Here is a 15,716-nt window from a genome sequence, read left to right on the forward strand (position 1 = left end):
CGGTGCGGTCAATTCCCGTTCGCGGCACAGTGATTCGGCATGCCTCGTCGGGCAGCTGGTGCGGCGGGACATCCTGGGCACGGTTTGTGGGGGACCAGATGGACATCGGCACGCAGGGCGCACAGGCCCCGGCCGACCTCGCCTGGCTGCGCGGCGTGGACGCCTACACCATGGGCGGCTACCCGCAGGCCGAGGAGGAGTTCAGGACCGCGGTACGGCTGGATCCCGGCATGGCGGACGGCTGGCTCGGCCTCCACGCACTGCGGGTGGACACCACGACGGCGCTGCTGCGCATGTACCGCCACCGCGAGCGCTTCGGCGAACAACGCGCACGCCATCGCCGCACCCTCAACTCCTGGTATTGGCTGGGCTGGTGGGTGCAGCCGGTGCTGGAGAGCCCGCACGACCTGCTGCTCGCGCACGCCTCCCACTGGCTGGACGGGCGCCACGTCCCGGAACTGGACCGGGCCCTGGCCGGACTGCCGCCGGTGGACACGGACCCCCAGGTGCGTTTCCTGCACGCCTGCCGCTCCTATCTCGTCAAGGACTGGGAGCAGCTCATGCGCAACACCGAGCAGTTGATCGACGACCCGACGCTCGGCATCGAGGCTGGTCTGTTCGGCGGCATGGCGCGGGTGCGACTGGAGATGTACGGGCAGGCCGAGCCGATGCTCGCCACCGCGCTGATGCGCTGCCGCAGCGAGCAGCCACAGCGCAAGGAGCTGCGCTACTGGCTGGCCCGGGCGCACGAGGGCACCGGGCGCAGCGCGGCGGCCCTGCCGCTGTACCGGGCGGTGCACCGGATCGACCCGGCGTTCATGGACACCTCGGCCCGGCTCGCCGCGATCGCGGACTACGACGGTCTCGACGGCTCGGACGAGGTGGCGGGGGTCACCGCGGTGTCCCTGGCCGGGCCGGTTCCCGACGCCTCGGCGGAACCCCCGGCGGACGGGGACACGTCGCCCGGCGCCGATCCGGCGGACGGCCGGGAGTCGCGTCCGGGCGGCGATGCCCCCGGGCCCGGCGGCATCGGCATGGCCCCGCCGTCCGACGGGGCACGGCGCAGGACCGCGGTGCCCGGCCCGCAGCCGGCGCCCGCCCCGGCCGGTCCCAGTGACCCGGTGCTGCTCGCCGAGGCACTGGCCCAGTTGGAGCGGATGGTCGGCCTGGAGCCGGTCAAATGCCAGGTGAAGGCGCTGTCGGCGCAGCTGAACATGGCCCGGCTGCGGGCGGGGCAGGGGCTGCCGGTCCAGCCCCCGAAGCGGCACTTCGTCTTCTCGGGCCCGTCCGGCACCGGCAAGACCACCGTGGCCCGCATCCTGGGCCGGGTCTTCTACGCACTCGGCCTGCTCGGCGGGGATCATCTCGTCGAGGCCCAACGCGCGGATCTGGTGGGCGAGTTCCTCGGGCAGACCGCGGTCAAGGCCAACGAGCTGATCGACTCGGCGCTCGGCGGGGTGCTCTTCGTCGACGAGGCGTACAGCCTCTCCAACACCGGCTACAGCAAGGGGGACGCCTATGGGGACGAGGCCCTCCAGGTCCTCCTCAAGCGGGCGGAGGACAACCGCGACCATCTCGTCGTCATCCTCGCCGGCTACCCGGAGGGCATGGACCGGCTGCTGGCCACCAATCCGGGGCTCTCGTCGCGCTTCACCACCCGGGTCGACTTCCCCAGCTACCGGCCGTCGGAGCTCACCTCGATCGGCGAGGTGCTGGCCGCGGAGAACGGCGACGTCTGGGACGGGGAGTCCCTGGAGGAGCTGCGGTCGATCAGCGGTCACGTCGTCGACCAGGGCTGGATCGACGAACTGGGCAACGGGCGGTTCCTGCGCACCCTGTACGAGAAGAGCTGCGCCTACCGCGATCTGCGGCTCTCCGGGTATCCGACGGTGCCGGGCCGGGACGACCTGGCCACGCTGCGCCTGCCGGATCTGATGCAGGCATACGGCGAGGTGCTGTCCGGCCGGGGGCCGGTGGACCGGGGGCCGGAGGAGCCGCCGGCACTGTGACGACGCCCGGTGGCGGTGGTGGACGGTGACTCCCGCCGCCGGAGAGGGGACGGAAGTCCCTCCCCCGGCGACGGGCGCGGGGTGGCGCGGTCAGCGGACCGCGGCGGTGAGTTCGCCGTGTCCGGCGGCCGGCTCCGCCGTGCGGCGCGGGACCGCGATCCGGTGGGCCGGGTCGCGCACCTCGCCGACCAGCATCTCCAGCACGTCCTCCATGGCGACCAGGCCGAGTACCCGGCCCTGCGCGTCCGCGACCTGTGCCAGGTGCGTGGCGGCGCGCCGCATCACGGTGAGGGCGTCGTCCAGGGGCAGTTCCGCCCGGACGGTCGCCATCGGGCGCCACACGTGCTGGGGAACGGCCCGGTCTCCGTCCTCCAGGTCCAGGACGTCCTTGACGTGCAGATAGCCCATGAACGGACCGCCGCCCTCCGCGCAGACGGGGAAGCGGGAGTACCCGGTCCGCACGGTGAGCTCCTCGATCCGGCGCGGGGTGACGGAGGGGGCCACCGTGACCAGGGACGCCCGGCGGAGCAGCACGTCGGTGACGGGTCTGCTGCCCAGCTCCAGCGCGTCCTCCAGACGCTCCTGCGCCTCCGGCTCCAGGAGTCCGGCCTGGCCGGAGTCCTCGACGAGGCGGTTGAGCTGCTCGCTGGTGAAGACCGCCTCCACCTCGTCCTTGGGTTCGACGCCGAAGATCCGCAGTACCAGCCGGGCGCAGGCGCCCAGTGCCGAGGTGACCGGACGGCAGAGGCGGGCGAAGCCCACGAGGCCGGGGCTGAACCACAGGGCGGTCTTCTCCGGCGCCGCCATGGCGAGGTTCTTCGGGACCATCTCGCCGATGACGAGGTGGAGGAAGACCACGAGGACGAGCGCCAGGACGTAGCCGAGCGGGTGGATGAGGCCCGCGGGCAGGTGGATCGCCTGGAAGACCGGCTCCAGCAGGTGGGCGACGGTCGGTTCGGCGACGGCGCCGAGGGTCAGTGAGCAGACGGTGATGCCGAACTGGGCGGCGGCCATCATCTGGGGCAGGTTCTCCAGGCCGTACAGCACCTGGCGGGCCCGGCCAGAGCCGGCCGCCGCGTAGGGCTCGATCTGGCTGCGCCGGACGGAGACGAGTGCGAACTCGGCGCCGACGAAGAAGCCGTTCGCCAGCACGAGGAGTCCGGCGAACAGCAATTGCACCAGGCTCATCGCACGGCCTCCAAGACCTGGTGGGGCACCGGGGTCCCGGCGGCGGGGCCGGTCGCGTCCACCGTGCGCACGAAACGGACCTTCTCGGCCCGGTAGTGGCCGACCTGGCGGACGGAGATCCGCCAGCCGGGCAGCTCGGCCCGGTCGCCGGGGGCGGGGATGCGGCCCAGCAGGTCGGCGACGAGTCCGGCGACGGTCTCGTACGGGCCGTCGGGCACGTCGAGCCCTATCCGGCGCAGGGTGAGGACCCGGCAGCTGCCCTCGACATCCCAGGCGGGACGGCCGTCCTCGGGAGCCGCGGGCGCCAGCTCGGGCCGGTCGGCGCCCTCGGCGTCGTGCTCGTCCCGGACTTCGCCGACCAGTTCCTCGATGATGTCCTCAAGCGTGACGACTCCGGCGGTGCCGCCGTACTCGTCGACCACGACGGCGATCGGCTGCTCGTTGCGGAGCCGCTGGAGCAACTGCTCGACGGGCAGGGTCTCGGGCACCAGGAGCGGCGGCACGGCTATCCGGCCGGCCGGGGTGCGCAGGCGTTCCGGAGCGGGTACGGCGAGCGCGTCCTTGAGGTGGATCATGCCGACGACCTCGTCGATGCGTTCCCGGTAGACCGGGAAGCGGGACAGGCCGGTGGCGCGGGTGAGGTTGAGGACGTCCTGGGCCGTCGCCGACGTCTGGAGGGCGCTGACCTTCACCCGCGGGGTCATGACGTGCTGGGCGGTGAGCCCGGCGAGCGACAGGGTCCGCACGAAGAGGTCCGCGGTGTCCTGTTCGAGGGTGCCGGCCTCGGCCGAGTGCCGGGCCAGGGAGACCAGTTCGCCGGGGGTGCGGGCGGAGGCCAGTTCGTCGGTGGGCTCGACGCCCAGCAGCCGCACCAGCCGGTTGGCGACCGTGTTCAGCAGGCTGATCACCGGACGGAGCGCGGCGGAGAAGCGGTACTGGGGGCCGGCGACGAACCGGGCCACCTGGAGCGGCCGGGAGACCGCCCAGTTCTTCGGCACGAGCTCGCCGATCACCATCTGGACGGCGGAGGCCACCAGCATCCCGATCACGACGCCGACGCCGGGCACGGCGCCGCGGGGCAGGCCGGTCGCGGTGAGGGGGCCCTCCAGCACGTGGGCGAGGGCCGGTTCGGCGAGCATGCCGACGACCAGGGAGGTGATGGTGATGCCGAGCTGGGTGCCGGAGAGCTGGAAGGAGAGCTCGCGCAGGGCGTCGACGACGGTGCGGGCCCGCCGGTCGCCCTCGGCGGCGGCACGCTCGGCGTCCGGCCGCTCGACGGTGACGAGCCCGAATTCGGCCGCCACGAAGAATCCGTTGGCGAGGATGAGAAGGAATGCCGCGCTCAGGAGCAGCAGGGGGATGGTCATGCCGCCGCCTCCGGGGAGGGGGCGGCGCAGGTACTACCGGACGATCCGTCCATTGCTGGAAGGAGTCACTCCTTGGGTCGCAGGAAAGCCCCGCCGGTCTCGTGGACCGTTCGTGCGGGGCGGGGCGCACCGGGGCGCCGCCGTTCTCCAGGGTAATCAAGAATGGCTTGTTCCGGGCAGGGGGCTCGGCCTCGTCCCGGCCGGATCACGGAGCGCGGACGCCCGGTCGGGGGGGGCGCCCGCGGCTACCGGACGGGGCCGCTGCCGGTGCCGTGCTGCTCGGCGAGGGCACGCAGCGCGCGGGCGTCGCGGATGGCCTGCTGCTTGCCGATTCCCGGCTGGATGCCGAGCGCGGGCATGCTGGTCCCGTCGCTCAGGTCCAGGAAGACCCAGGGGTCGCCGGCCCGCAGATTGACGCGGAGGATCTCCGGCCAGGACAGGCGGCGCGTTCGGGTGAGATTGACCACCGTCACACCGCCTTCGTGCGCGACGACCTTCGGGCGGCTCAGGAGCGCCAGCACGCCGAAGAACAGCAGCGCGGTGAAGACGAAGCTGGTCCGCTCCCCCGCGCTGAGCTGCTCCAGGGTCAGGGCGATGGCGGTGATGACGACGAACAGCAGCGCGCCGACGGCCAGCAGGACCACCCGGGTGCGGGTGGGCCGGAAGGTGACCGGGAGCGAGGGGAGTTCGGACGCGGGGGCGGACATGGCGTTCAGCTGTCTTCCGGAGGGACTCGGCCGTCAGAGGCGGCAGGCGTGGATGGCGGTGGTGAGGATGGCGCGGGCGCCGAGGGCGTAGAGGTCGTCCATGATCCGCTGGGCCTCGCGGGCGGCGACCATGGAACGGACGGCGACCCAGCCCTCGTGGTGCAGCGGGGAGATGGTCGGCGATTCCAGGCCAGGGGTGAGGGCGACCGCGCGCTCCAGGTGCTCGACGCGGCAGTCGTAGTCCATCATCACGTAGGAGCGCGCGACCAGGACGCCCTGGAGGCGGCGGAGGAACTGCTGGACCTTGGCGTCGTCGGCGGGCGCGCCGGTGCGGCGGATGACGACGGCCTCGGACTTCATGATCGGCTCGCCGAGCACTTCGAGCCCGGCGTTGCGCAGGCTGGTGCCGGTCTCCACGACGTCGGCGATGACCTGGGCGACGCCGAGTTCGATGGCGGTCTCGACCGCGCCGTCGAGGTGGACGACGGAGGCGTTGACGCCGATGTCGGCGAGGTGCTTGGCGACGATGCCCTCGTAGGAGGTGGCGACGGTCTTGCCGTCGAAGTCCTGCGGGCCCTCGGCGGTGCCGGGCTTGGCGGCGTAGCGGAAGGTGGAGCGGGCGAAGCCGAGCTGGAGGATCTCCTCGGCGTCGGCGCCCGAGTCCAGCAGCAGGTCGCGGCCGGTGATGCCGATGTCGAGGCGGCCGGAGCTGACGTAGATCGCGATGTCGCGCGGCCGCAGGTAGAAGAACTCGACCTGGTTCTCGGGGTCGACGAGGACCAGTTCCTTGGACTCCTTGCGCTGCTGGTACCCGGCCTCATGGAGCATCGCCATCGCAGGCCCGGAGAGTGATCCCTTGTTGGGGACGGCGATGCGCAGCATGAGGTCGGGTTCCTTTGCGAGGGAGGAGGAAGGGTTCTTTTCCGTATGTGCGGGTGTGCGTGTCCGGGGCAGGGGTCGGCCCCGGTCGTGCTCAGAGGTGGGCGTAGACGTCGTCGAGGGAGATCCCGCGGGCGACCATCATCACCTGGACGTGGTACAGCAGCTGGGAGATCTCCTCGGCGGCGGCGTCCTTGCTCTCGTGCTCGGCGGCCATCCAGACCTCGGCGGCCTCCTCGACGACCTTCTTGCCGATGGCATGGACGCCCTTGTCCACCAGCTCGGCGGTGCGGGAGGTGGAGGGGTCGCCGTTGGCGGCCTTGAGCTGGAGCTCGGCGAAGAGCTCTTCAAAGGTTTTGTTCGCCATGATGGTGCTTAGCCTACGGGGTCCGACCCCCTCGATCAGCGCCAGGGCTCGCTGACGGTGCGCAGGGTGGTGGCGGTGGCGACGGCCGCGATGACCGCTTCGTGCCCCTTGTCCTCGTTGGACCCGTCCAGACCGGCCCGGTCGAGTGCCTGCTCCTCGGTGTCGCAGGTGAGTACGCCGAATCCGACCGGGACCCCGGTGTCGACGGCGACCTGGGTGAGACCGTGGGTGACGCCCTGGGACACATACTCGAAGTGTGGGGTGCCGCCGCGGATGATCACGCCCAGCGCGACGATCGCGTCGTAGCCGCGGCCGGCGAGGACCTTGGCGACCACCGGGAGTTCGAAGCTGCCGGGCACTCGGAGCAGGGTCGGTTCGTCGATGCCCAGTTCGTGCAGGGCACGCAGGGCGCCGTCGACCAGGCCGGTCATGACCTTGTCGTGCCACTGGGCGGCGACGACCGCCACGCGCAGGTCACCGCAATTGCGTACGGACAGTTCGGGTGCGCCCTTGCCGCTCATTTCTCTCCTGTCGTCGTTCTGTCGGTCGTCACTGGTTTCCGCAGGTCGTCGCCGCGGCGACGTCGAGCCAGGGCAGGTCGTGCCCCATGCGGTCACGCTTGGTGCGCAGGTAGCGCAGGTTGTGCTCACCGGCCTGGACGGGCATCGGCTCGCGGCCGGTGACGGTCAGGCCGTGCCGTCGAACGGCGGCGGTCTTGTCGGGGTTGTTGGTCATCAGCCGCAGGCTGCGGACGCCGAGGTCCTTGAGGATCTGGGCCCCGGCCGCGTAGTCGCGGGCGTCGGCCGGCAGGCCGAGCTCCAGGTTGGCGTCGAGGGTGTCGCTGCCGCGTTCCTGGAGTTCGTAGGCGCGCAGCTTGGACAGCAGACCGATGCCCCGGCCCTCGTGACCGCGCAGGTAGACGACGACGCCGCGGCCCTCCTCGGTGATGCGGCGCATGGCGGCGTGCAGCTGCGGTCCGCAGTCGCAGCGCTGCGACCGGAAGATGTCGCCGGTCAGGCATTCGGAGTGGACCCGGACGAGGACGTCGTCGCCGTCGCCGAGGTCGCCGTGGACGAGGGCGACGTGCTCGACGCCGTCGACGGTGGAGCGGTAGCCGTACGCGGTGAACGTGCCGAAGTCGGTCGGGAGCCGGACCTCGGCCTCGCGCCGGACCGTCGGCTCCGAGGTGCGGCGGTAGGCGATCAGGTCCTCGATGGAGATGATCGTGAGGCCGTGCTTGCGGGCGAAGGGGACCAGCTGCGGCAGGCGCAGCATGGTGCCGTCCTCGGCGGCGATCTCGACGATCGCCCCGGCCGGGCGCAGCCCGGCGAGCCGGGCGAGGTCGACGGCGGCCTCGGTGTGGCCGGGGCGGACCAGCACGCCGCCGGGGCGGGCGCGGAGCGGGAAGATGTGGCCGGGCCGGACGAAGTCGCCGGGTCCCGCCTCGCCGGAGGCGAGCATCCGCAGGGTGGTGGCCCGGTCCGCGGCGGAGATGCCGGTGGTCACGCCGTGCGCGGACGAGGCGTCCACGGAGACGGTGAACGCGGTGCGCATCGACTCGGTGTTGCGTTCGACCATCTGGGGCAGGTCGAGTCGTTCCACCTCGTCGTGCTCCATGGGCGCGCAGATCAGACCGCGGCACTCGCTCATCATGAACGCGACGATCTCGGGGGTGGCCTTCTCGGCAGCGAGGACGAGGTCGCCCTCGTTCTCCCGGTCCTCGTCGTCGACGACGACGACGGGGCGTCCCGCGGCGATGTCGCGGATCGCCTGCTCGACGGGGTCGAGCACGAGGTCCTCGATCACGGGCTCGTGTTCCCGGTGCAACCAGGTGGGCTGGGCAGTCATGCCGTGGCTCCTTCCAGAGCGGGGGTCCGTGAACGCAGCCACCAGTCGCGCATGCCCCACAGGACCAGGGCGCCGTACACGACGTAGATGAGGCCGGAGAAGGCGAGGCCGCTGTGGAAGTTCAGCGGTACGCCGACGAGGTCGACGAGGAGCCAGGCGAACCAGAACTCGACCATGCCCCGGGCCTGGGCCAGCATCGCGACGAGCGTGCCGGTGAAGATGTACGCGTCCGCCCACGGACTCCAGGAGAGCGAGGGGAAGGCGGTGAACAGGCCGCCGACCGCCAGGGTGCCGAACGCGGCACCGCCCAGCAGCAGGCCGCGCTCGCGCCAGGTGGCGAACCGGACGGCGAGGGAGCCGTCCTGGGCCTGCCGTCGGCCCCGGTTCCACTGCTGCCAGCCCCAGACCGCCACGGCGATCACGACGACCTGCTTACCGACGCCGCCGGCCTGGTGCACGAAGGCGTTGGCCGCGACCAGCACGATGCCGGACAGGAGCTGGGCGGGCCAGGTCCAGACGGACCGCAGCCAGCCGAGGGTCAGGGCGATCAGACCGATCGTGTTGCCGATCATGTCGGACCAGATGATGTGCTGCCCGAGGACGGTGAACGCCTCCGAGTTCAGCCAGCTCAGCCCGGTCACCGCACCGGCTCCTCGGGGTCCCGGGCGCCGTTGCCGAGCAGCCGCTCGACGTACTTCGCGATGACGTCCACCTCCAGGTTGACCGGGTCTCCGGGCTCCTTGATGCCGAGGGTGGTCAGTGCCAGGGTGGTGGGGATGAGGCTGATGGTGAAGTAGTCGGGCCCGGCGTCCACGACGGTCAGGCTGACGCCGTCGACGGTGATCGACCCCTTCTCCACCACGTAGCGGGCCAGGTCGTCGGGGAGGGAGACCTTCACGATCTCCCAGTGCTCGGATGCCTTCCGCTCGACGATGCGGCCGGTGCCGTCGACGTGGCCCTGGACGATGTGGCCGCCGAGCCGGCCGCCGACCGCCATGGGGCGTTCCAGGTTGACCCTGGACCCCGTCTCCAGGGCTCCGAGGCTGGACCGGTTCAGGGTCTCGGCCATCACATCGGCGGTGAACTCACCGTCGCCGAGGTCGACGACGGTGAGGCAGACGCCGTTGACGGCGATGGAGTCGCCGTGCTTGGCGCCCTCGGTGACCACGGGGCCGCGCAGGCGGAAGCGGGAGGCGTCGCCGAGCTGCTCGACGGCGGTGACCTCACCCAGTTCTTCGACAATTCCGGTGAACACTCAGATTCCCTTCCGGGTGGGTCCGGGGACGGCCGTTACGCGCAGATCGGGGCCGATGCGGACGGTCTCGGTCACATCGAGGCGCAACGCCTCGGCGATGGTGGTGATTCCGGCGTCGGCGAGGGCCGAGGGGCCGGCGCCGAGGAGCACGGGGGCGAGGTAGCCGACGACCTTGTCGACCACTCCCGCCGCGACGAAGGCCCCGGCCAGGGTCGGGCCGCCTTCGAGGAGGACGGATCGGACGCCGCGCCCGTACAGCGCGGCGAGCAGGGCGGGGACGTCCAGGCCGGGTCCGGCGGCGGCGCGCGGCAGCGGCAGGACGGCCGCCGCGGGGAGGTGGCCGGTGTCGGCGTCCTCGGCGACGGCGATCAGGCTGGGCGCGGTGTCGTCCAGGACCCGGGCGCCGGGGCGCACGGCGGCGGCGTCGGTGTCCACGACCACCCGCAGGGGCTGCACGGCGCCCTCGATGCCCCTGGCGGCCAGCTGGGGATCGTCGGTCCGGGCGGTGCCGGAGCCGACCACCACGGCGTCGGCCTCGGCGCGCAGCCGGTGGACGTCGGCGCGGGACTCGGGCGAGGTGATCCAGCGGCTGGTGCCGTCGGCGGCGGCCACCCGGCCGTCGAGGGTCGCCGCGTACTTCCACAGGACGTACGGGCGGCCCAGGCGCAGGGACGTCAGCCAGGCCGCGTTGCCCGCTTCGGCCTCCTCGGCGAGGAGCCCTCCGCGGACCTCGATCCCGGCCGCGCGCAGAGTGTTGGCACCGCCGGTGGCCTGCGGGTTCGGGTCGTCGACTGCGTGGACGACCCGGGCGACGCCGGCCTCGATCAGTGCCTGGGCGCAGGGGCCGGTGCGGCCGGTGTGGTTGCAGGGTTCGAGGGTGACGTAGGCGGTGCCGCCGCGGGCCCGCTCGCCCGCCTCGCGCAGGGCGTGGATCTCGGCGTGCGGTCCGCCGGCGCGTCGGTGGTATCCCTCGCCGACCGGGCGCCCGGCGGAGTCGAGGACGACGCAGCCGACGACGGGGTTGGGGCTGGTGGAGCCGAGACCGCGGGCCGCGAGCGCGATCGCGCGGCGCATGGCGGTGATGTCGGCTGCGGTGTCCACCGGGTCCTCCTGCCTCTTCGGGCACGGACTCCGGGGCCTGTCGAAGGACGACAGAAGAAGCGGAACGCAACAGGGGAACGCCGAATGCCGAGAACACGGACGGTCCGGTTGCCCGAAAATCGTCCGCCGACGGCGGCGTACCCGTGAAACGGCCCGCCGCGCACTGCCTCCCATCCGGACTTTAACCGTCGGTCCAGGAATCCCACCTGGTCAACCGGCCGCTGGCTGCGGACGGGTCGCGGACTATAACCGCCGGTTCGGAATTGCACCGACCCCGGAGTGCGCTGCTACTGGTACAGGGTCAGTGTGCCACGCGAGGCCGTGGGCCATGCGGGTGAACGTTGTGGAGTGGCTCACAGGACGCGGCGACGGCGGCGTCGGGCCGATCACCGAAACCCCCAGAGGTCCAGACCTATTGACAGAATGGCCTAGTCCTTTTAATCTCTGCGTCACCTCCGAGGAGCCGTCCCGCGGTGTGCGCACGCCCGGGGCATCAACACACCCCACCCCCTTGCCTGTTGTGTTCCGCCGAACCTCCCCGGGCGGAACGAACGCGTTGCCCCCCCCACCCGCGCGAGAGCCCCGCTCGTGTGCCGGGGCGTGGCCGCCCGGTCGGAGGTCGGCCGACAGCCGCTCAGCCGGCCGGGGCGAACAGGTCGTCCTGGGCCGCCTCCCGGGCGGCGAGCAGCGCGCCGCGCAGCACCGCGGCGCCGCCCAGCCGCCCGGCCCTGACCTCGGTGCGCAGCGGCGACATGGTGGTCAGCCGCTCCTCGACCCGTGCCGCCAGCGCGTCGCCGCCAGCGTGGCCGACCTCCCCGGCGAGCACCACGCACCCCGGGTCGAGCACCGAGGCGACCGAGGCGGCGCCGAGCGCCAGGCGCTCCGCGAGGGTGTCCAGGAACGCCTCGCCGTCCCCCTCCCCCGCCAGGGCCGCCCGGACCGCGAACGCGGCGCCCGGCTCCTTGTCCCCCTCGGCGGTGTCCGGGGGCACCGCGATGCCGTGGGCGGCGGCGAGTTCGCACACCGGGGCGGAGCCCACCAGCGCGTGGAACCCGCCGTCGCAGTTGACCGCCGACGGGGCGGCGGCCGTGCCGGGCACCGGCAGGAAGCCGATCTCGCCCGCACCGCCGGAGGCCCCGCGCCGGAGCCTGCCGTCCAGCATGACGGCGGCCCCGACGCCGTGGCCGAGCCAGAAGAGGACGAAGGTGTCGCGTTCGCGGGCGCCGCCGATGCGGTGTTCGGCGACGGCGGCGAGGTTGGTCTCGTTCTCCACCAGGACGGTGGCGGGCAGCCGCTGCTGGAGCACCCGTACCAGCCGCCGGTGCCAGGCGGGCAGTCCCTTGGTGTCGCGCAGTTCGCCGGTGACCGGATCGATGAGTCCGGGCGCGCCGATGCCGACACTGTGCAGCGGGGCGGCGCCCGCCTCGCGCACGGCGCGTTCCAGCAGTGCGGCCGCCCGCTCGGCCGCGACCTCGGTGCCGGTGTCCCCGGTGATGGGCAAGGTGGCCTCGGCGAGCGTCCTGCCCAGGAGGTCGGCGACGACGACGGCGACGCTGCCGGTGCGCACGTCCAGCGCGGCGAGATGGGCGCGGTCGGCAGCGATCCCGTAGAGCCGGGCGTTGGGGCCGCGGCGCTCGGCGCCCGCCTCGCCCACCACCCGGATCAGCCCGGCGTCCTGGAGCCGTTCGACGAGGTCGGCGACGGTGGGTCGGGAGAGCCCGGTCGACTGCTTCAACTGCGCGGCCGTCAGCGGACCGTCCTGCTGGAGCAGCCGCAGTGCGAGCCGGTCGTTGATGGCCCGGGCGGTGCTCGGTGATGCGGCCATGCCGGGATCCTTCCAGATCGTCATCGCACGGGATCGCGCGGGTGACCTATTTATCAGGCAGGGTTCCTGATAGTTTACCGCTCGCCTTGCGGGGACGTGCGCCGGACCGGCCGGCGACCGCGGATTCCCAAGGACTGCCGAAGGAGGGCACGGCGTATGGCCACGGATTCCACGACGGCGGACTTCACCGGGGAGCAGGTGAGACGGGCCAGGTTCGCCGTCGCCGCGGTCTTCGCCGTGCACGGCTCGGTGACCGGCAGTTTCGCCACCCGGGTCCCCTGGATCCAGGATCATGCCGGGGTGAGCGCCGGGCAGCTCGGCCTCGCCCTCGCCTTCCCGGCGATCGGCGCCTCGCTCGCGATGCCGCTCGCGAGCGCGATCAGTCATCGCTTCGGCGCCCGGACGGCGCTGCGCGGGCTGCTGGCGCTGTGGACGCTGGCCCTGATCCTGCCCTCGCTGGCGCCCGGCCTGGTCACGCTGTGCGCGGCGCTCCTGGTGTACGGGGCGTCGGCCGGCATGTCGGACGTGGCGATGAACGCCCTCGGGGTGGAGGTGGAGAACCGGCTCGGCAGGTCGATCATGTCCGGGCTGCACGGGCTGTGGAGCGTCGGCGCCCTGGTCGGTTCGGCGGCGGGCACCGTGGCCGCGCATCTGGGCACCGACGCCCGGCTGCACCACCTCGCCGCCGCTCTCGTCCTCACCGCGCTCGGCATGCTCGCCTGCCGTGGGGTACTGGATCTGCGCAGCGAACCCGACGAGGAGCCGCCGCCGCGCTTCACGCTGCCGCCGAAGTCCGCGCTGATCATCGGCGCGGTCGGGTTCTGCGCGGTGTTCGCGGAGGGCGCCAGCCTGGACTGGTCGGCGGTGTACCTCCGGGACGTCATGGACACCTCCGCCGGACTCGCCGCCGCGTCCACCACGGCGTTCGCGCTCACCATGGCGGTCGCCCGGATCGCGGGCGACAAGGTCGTCGACCGCTTCGGCGCGGTCCGGACCGTGCGGGTCGGCGGCGCCCTCGCGACGGTCGGCGGGGTGCTCGTGGTCGCGTCGCCGAACGCCGTGGTGGCCCTGTGCGGCTTCGGACTGCTCGGACTCGGCGTCGCGGTGGTCGTCCCGCTGGCCTTCGCGGCGGCCGGGCGCAGCGGCCCGAACCCGAGCCAGGCGATCGCGGGCGTGGCGACCATCACGTACACCTCCGGGCTGATCGCCCCGTCCGCGATCGGCACCCTGGCCGAGGCCACCTCGCTGGTGGTGTCCTTCGGCCTGGTCACGGTGCTGGCGTTCGGTCTGGTGATGGGGGCGGGAGTACTGCGGGCGGGCGACCGCGCGAAGGCCGTGCCGGGTGCGGGGGCCGAGGCCCCGGGCACCGCGGCGGCCGAACCGCGCGGCTGAGCACCTCTCGGCGGCCCCCGCCGCGGGGTCCGGCCCGCGCCGCGGAATCGCGGGCTCCGCGCGGCAGCCGCGTTCCGGTCGGGATCACCGACACGCTCTGCTCCGTCGGCGGCGGGACACGGCGGCCGGGGCGGCCCGGGAGCGGGCCCCGGCGCTCGTCGCGTGCCGCGGCCCCGGTCACCGGCCTCACCCCGCCGCGAACGGGCTCCGGTCCGGCATTACCATGTCGCTGTTTCGATTCTGCGGAATTGCGCCATGCCGGGCGAGGTACTGGGCTCCGCACCTACACACAGGGAGCGACCATGGGCCTCGGCGTGCGCTGGACCTTGCACGGCGACGGGAGGACCCCGGCACCGGGAGCCGTGGTCCGGCCGGACGAACGGCTCTCCTGGCCCCGTACCTTCGGCCTCGGCGCCCAGCACGTGGTGGCCATGTTCGGGGCGTCGTTCGTCGCTCCGGTGCTGATGGGCCTGGACCCGAACCTGGCGATCATGATGTCGGGCGTGGCGACGGCCATCTTCCTCCTGGCCACACGCGGCCAGGTGCCCAGCTACCTCGGCTGCTCGCTCTCCTTCGTCGGGGTCGCGGCGACGATCCGGGCGAGCGGCGGCAACAGCGCCGTGGTCACCGGCGCGGTCTTCGTGGTCGGTGCGGCGCTGTTCCTGGTGGGTCTCGCGGTACAGCGGTTCGGCGCGCGGATCATCCACGCCGCGATGCCGCCGGTGGTCACCGGGGCCGTCGTCATGCTCATCGGCTTCAACCTGGCCCCGGTGACCGCGAAGACGTACTGGCCGCAGGACCAGTGGACGGCGCTGCTGGTGATGCTGTTCACCGGTCTGGCCGTGGTGTGCCTGCGCGGCTTCCTCTCCCGGATCGCGATCTTCCTGGGGCTGGTATTCGGCTACGTGCTGTCCTGGGTCCTCGACCTGGTCTTCGGCAAGATCCACTCCCCGGCGGGCGGCGCCGAGGCCGTCGACCACTGGCGGCTGGACCTGTCGGGGGTCGCCGACGCCGACTGGATCGGGCTCCCGTCCTTCCACGCGCCGAGCTTCGAGTGGTCGGCGATCCTGGTCGCGCTGCCGGTGGTGATCGCACTGGTCGCCGAGAACGCCGGGCATGTGAAGGCGGTCGGCGAGATGACCGGATCCTCGCTGGACGGCAAGCTGGGCACCGCGATCGCCGCGGACGGCGCGGCGTCGATGCTGTCGACCGCGGTGGGCGGACCGCCGAACACGACGTACTCGGAGAACATCGGCGTCATGGCGGCGACCCGGGTCTACTCCACGGCCGCGTACTGGGCGGCCGCCTGCTTCGCGCTCCTCTTCGGCCTCTGCCCCAAGTTCGGCGCGGTCGTCGCCGCCGTCCCGGGCGGGGTGCTCGGCGGGATCACCGTCATCCTGTACGGCATGATCGGGCTCCTCGGCGCCCAGATCTGGCTGCACGCCAAGGTCGACCTGCGCAATCCGCTGAACCTGGTCCCGGCCGCCGCGGGCATCATCATCGGCGTCGGCGGGGTCGGTCTGAAGATCAGCGACAACTTCGAACTGAGCGGGATCGCACTCGGCACCATCGTGGTGATCACCGGCTACCACGTGCTCCGGGCGTTCGCCCCGGCCCATCTCAAGACCCAGGAACCCCTGCTGGACTCGGGGACCTCGGCGTACGACGAGCGGACGGCGTCCGGCGGGACGACGGACGAGAAGTGACGCGGGCGGCGGGCGGGTTCGCGGGGCGCGAGAGACCCACCACCACCCCCGGCGGGTGCGGGGGGGGGGCCC

At 72.7% G+C, this 15,716-nt stretch carries 14 protein-coding genes and 1 riboswitch; of the genes, 3 read left to right on the forward strand and 11 right to left on the reverse strand.

Going from position 1 to position 15,716, the window contains the following annotated elements:
• The first annotated feature begins 98 nt into the window (after window positions 1-98).
• A complete protein-coding gene (locus ACFC79_RS34955; protein ID WP_376248868.1) occupies window positions 99-2,009 on the forward strand; it encodes an AAA family ATPase in 1,911 nt (636 codons plus the stop codon).
• Between the two features lie 90 nt (window positions 2,010-2,099).
• Here ACFC79_RS34955 and ACFC79_RS34960 read toward each other — a convergent pair whose 3' ends face one another.
• The 11 genes from ACFC79_RS34960 to ACFC79_RS35010 form a co-directional block, all read right to left on the reverse strand.
• Window positions 2,100-3,197: a hemolysin family protein gene (locus tag ACFC79_RS34960; RefSeq protein WP_376248870.1), complete on the reverse strand. Its 1,098-nt coding sequence runs from the start codon at window positions 3,195-3,197 to the stop codon at window positions 2,100-2,102.
• Window positions 3,194-4,564: a hemolysin family protein gene (locus tag ACFC79_RS34965; RefSeq protein WP_376248871.1), complete on the reverse strand. Its 1,371-nt coding sequence runs from the start codon at window positions 4,562-4,564 to the stop codon at window positions 3,194-3,196. Before ACFC79_RS34965 ends, ACFC79_RS34960 begins: the two co-directional genes overlap by 4 nt.
• Before the next feature lie 245 nt (window positions 4,565-4,809).
• Entirely contained in the window at window positions 4,810-5,271 is a 462-nt protein-coding gene (locus ACFC79_RS34970) for a PH domain-containing protein (RefSeq protein ID WP_376248873.1), read from the reverse strand.
• 33 nt (window positions 5,272-5,304) lie between these two features.
• The gene (gene hisG, locus ACFC79_RS34975) at window positions 5,305-6,153 is read right to left on the reverse strand and encodes an ATP phosphoribosyltransferase (RefSeq protein ID WP_376248874.1); all 849 of its coding nucleotides are present in this window, start codon (window positions 6,151-6,153) and stop codon (window positions 5,305-5,307) included.
• A gap of 91 nt (window positions 6,154-6,244) precedes the next feature.
• Window positions 6,245-6,517, reverse strand: coding sequence for a phosphoribosyl-ATP diphosphatase (locus tag ACFC79_RS34980; RefSeq protein WP_018524273.1), 273 nt, complete (start codon window positions 6,515-6,517; stop codon window positions 6,245-6,247).
• A 35-nt stretch (window positions 6,518-6,552) separates the two neighbouring features.
• On the reverse strand, window positions 6,553-7,038 hold the full coding sequence (gene ribH, locus ACFC79_RS34985; protein WP_376248876.1) for a 6,7-dimethyl-8-ribityllumazine synthase: 486 nt from the start codon (window positions 7,036-7,038) through the stop codon (window positions 6,553-6,555).
• Window positions 7,039-7,066: 28 nt separating this feature from the next.
• The gene (locus tag ACFC79_RS34990; RefSeq protein WP_376248878.1) at window positions 7,067-8,365 is read right to left on the reverse strand and encodes a bifunctional 3,4-dihydroxy-2-butanone-4-phosphate synthase/GTP cyclohydrolase II; all 1,299 of its coding nucleotides are present in this window, start codon (window positions 8,363-8,365) and stop codon (window positions 7,067-7,069) included.
• On the reverse strand, window positions 8,362-9,006 hold the full coding sequence (locus ACFC79_RS34995) for a nicotinamide riboside transporter PnuC (RefSeq protein WP_376248879.1): 645 nt from the start codon (window positions 9,004-9,006) through the stop codon (window positions 8,362-8,364). The genes ACFC79_RS34990 and ACFC79_RS34995 overlap by 4 nt, the downstream gene beginning before the upstream one ends.
• Window positions 9,003-9,620, reverse strand: coding sequence for a riboflavin synthase (locus ACFC79_RS35000; protein WP_376248880.1), 618 nt, complete (start codon window positions 9,618-9,620; stop codon window positions 9,003-9,005). The genes ACFC79_RS34995 and ACFC79_RS35000 overlap by 4 nt, the downstream gene beginning before the upstream one ends.
• Window positions 9,621-10,721, reverse strand: a complete 1,101-nt coding sequence (gene ribD, locus ACFC79_RS35005; RefSeq protein WP_376248882.1) for a bifunctional diaminohydroxyphosphoribosylaminopyrimidine deaminase/5-amino-6-(5-phosphoribosylamino)uracil reductase RibD — start codon at window positions 10,719-10,721, stop codon at window positions 9,621-9,623. It lies immediately after the preceding gene.
• 156 nt (window positions 10,722-10,877) lie between these two features.
• A riboswitch (FMN riboswitch) is annotated at window positions 10,878-11,008 on the reverse strand.
• 347 nt (window positions 11,009-11,355) lie between these two features.
• Window positions 11,356-12,546: an ROK family transcriptional regulator gene (locus ACFC79_RS35010; protein WP_376248884.1), complete on the reverse strand. Its 1,191-nt coding sequence runs from the start codon at window positions 12,544-12,546 to the stop codon at window positions 11,356-11,358.
• Window positions 12,547-12,702: 156 nt separating this feature from the next.
• Between ACFC79_RS35010 and ACFC79_RS35015 the strand changes: the two genes are divergently transcribed.
• Together ACFC79_RS35015 and ACFC79_RS35020 are read left to right on the forward strand one after the other, a co-directional pair.
• A complete protein-coding gene (locus ACFC79_RS35015) occupies window positions 12,703-13,938 on the forward strand; it encodes an MFS transporter (protein WP_376248885.1) in 1,236 nt (411 codons plus the stop codon).
• A 302-nt stretch (window positions 13,939-14,240) separates the two neighbouring features.
• Window positions 14,241-15,644, forward strand: a complete 1,404-nt coding sequence (locus tag ACFC79_RS35020; RefSeq protein ID WP_376248887.1) for a uracil-xanthine permease family protein — start codon at window positions 14,241-14,243, stop codon at window positions 15,642-15,644.
• The last annotated feature ends 72 nt before the right edge of the window (window positions 15,645-15,716 follow it).

The sequence above is a fragment of the Streptomyces sp. NPDC056061 genome (assembly GCF_042266885.1).
GTDB lineage: Bacteria > Actinomycetota > Actinomycetes > Streptomycetales > Streptomycetaceae > Streptomyces.

Bases quoted from the DNA above. Each gene is read 5' to 3' on its own strand.
- ACFC79_RS34990 (WP_376248878.1), bottom strand. From the start codon at position 8,365: ATGACTGCCCAGCCCACCTGGTTGCACCGGGAACACGAGCCCGTGATC.
- ACFC79_RS34960 (WP_376248870.1), bottom strand. From the start codon at position 3,197: ATGAGCCTGGTGCAATTGCTGTTCGCCGGACTCCTCGTGCTGGCGAAC.
- ACFC79_RS34955 (WP_376248868.1), top strand. From the start codon at position 99: ATGGACATCGGCACGCAGGGCGCACAGGCCCCGGCCGACCTCGCCTGG.
- ACFC79_RS34980 (WP_018524273.1), bottom strand. From the start codon at position 6,517: ATGGCGAACAAAACCTTTGAAGAGCTCTTCGCCGAGCTCCAGCTCAAG.
- ribH (WP_376248876.1), bottom strand. From the start codon at position 7,038: ATGAGCGGCAAGGGCGCACCCGAACTGTCCGTACGCAATTGCGGTGAC.
- ACFC79_RS34965 (WP_376248871.1), bottom strand. From the start codon at position 4,564: ATGACCATCCCCCTGCTGCTCCTGAGCGCGGCATTCCTTCTCATCCTC.
- ACFC79_RS35010 (WP_376248884.1), bottom strand. From the start codon at position 12,546: ATGGCCGCATCACCGAGCACCGCCCGGGCCATCAACGACCGGCTCGCA.
- ACFC79_RS35020 (WP_376248887.1), top strand. From the start codon at position 14,241: ATGGGCCTCGGCGTGCGCTGGACCTTGCACGGCGACGGGAGGACCCCG.
- hisG (WP_376248874.1), bottom strand. From the start codon at position 6,153: ATGCTGCGCATCGCCGTCCCCAACAAGGGATCACTCTCCGGGCCTGCG.
- ACFC79_RS34970 (WP_376248873.1), bottom strand. From the start codon at position 5,271: ATGTCCGCCCCCGCGTCCGAACTCCCCTCGCTCCCGGTCACCTTCCGG.
- ACFC79_RS35015 (WP_376248885.1), top strand. From the start codon at position 12,703: ATGGCCACGGATTCCACGACGGCGGACTTCACCGGGGAGCAGGTGAGA.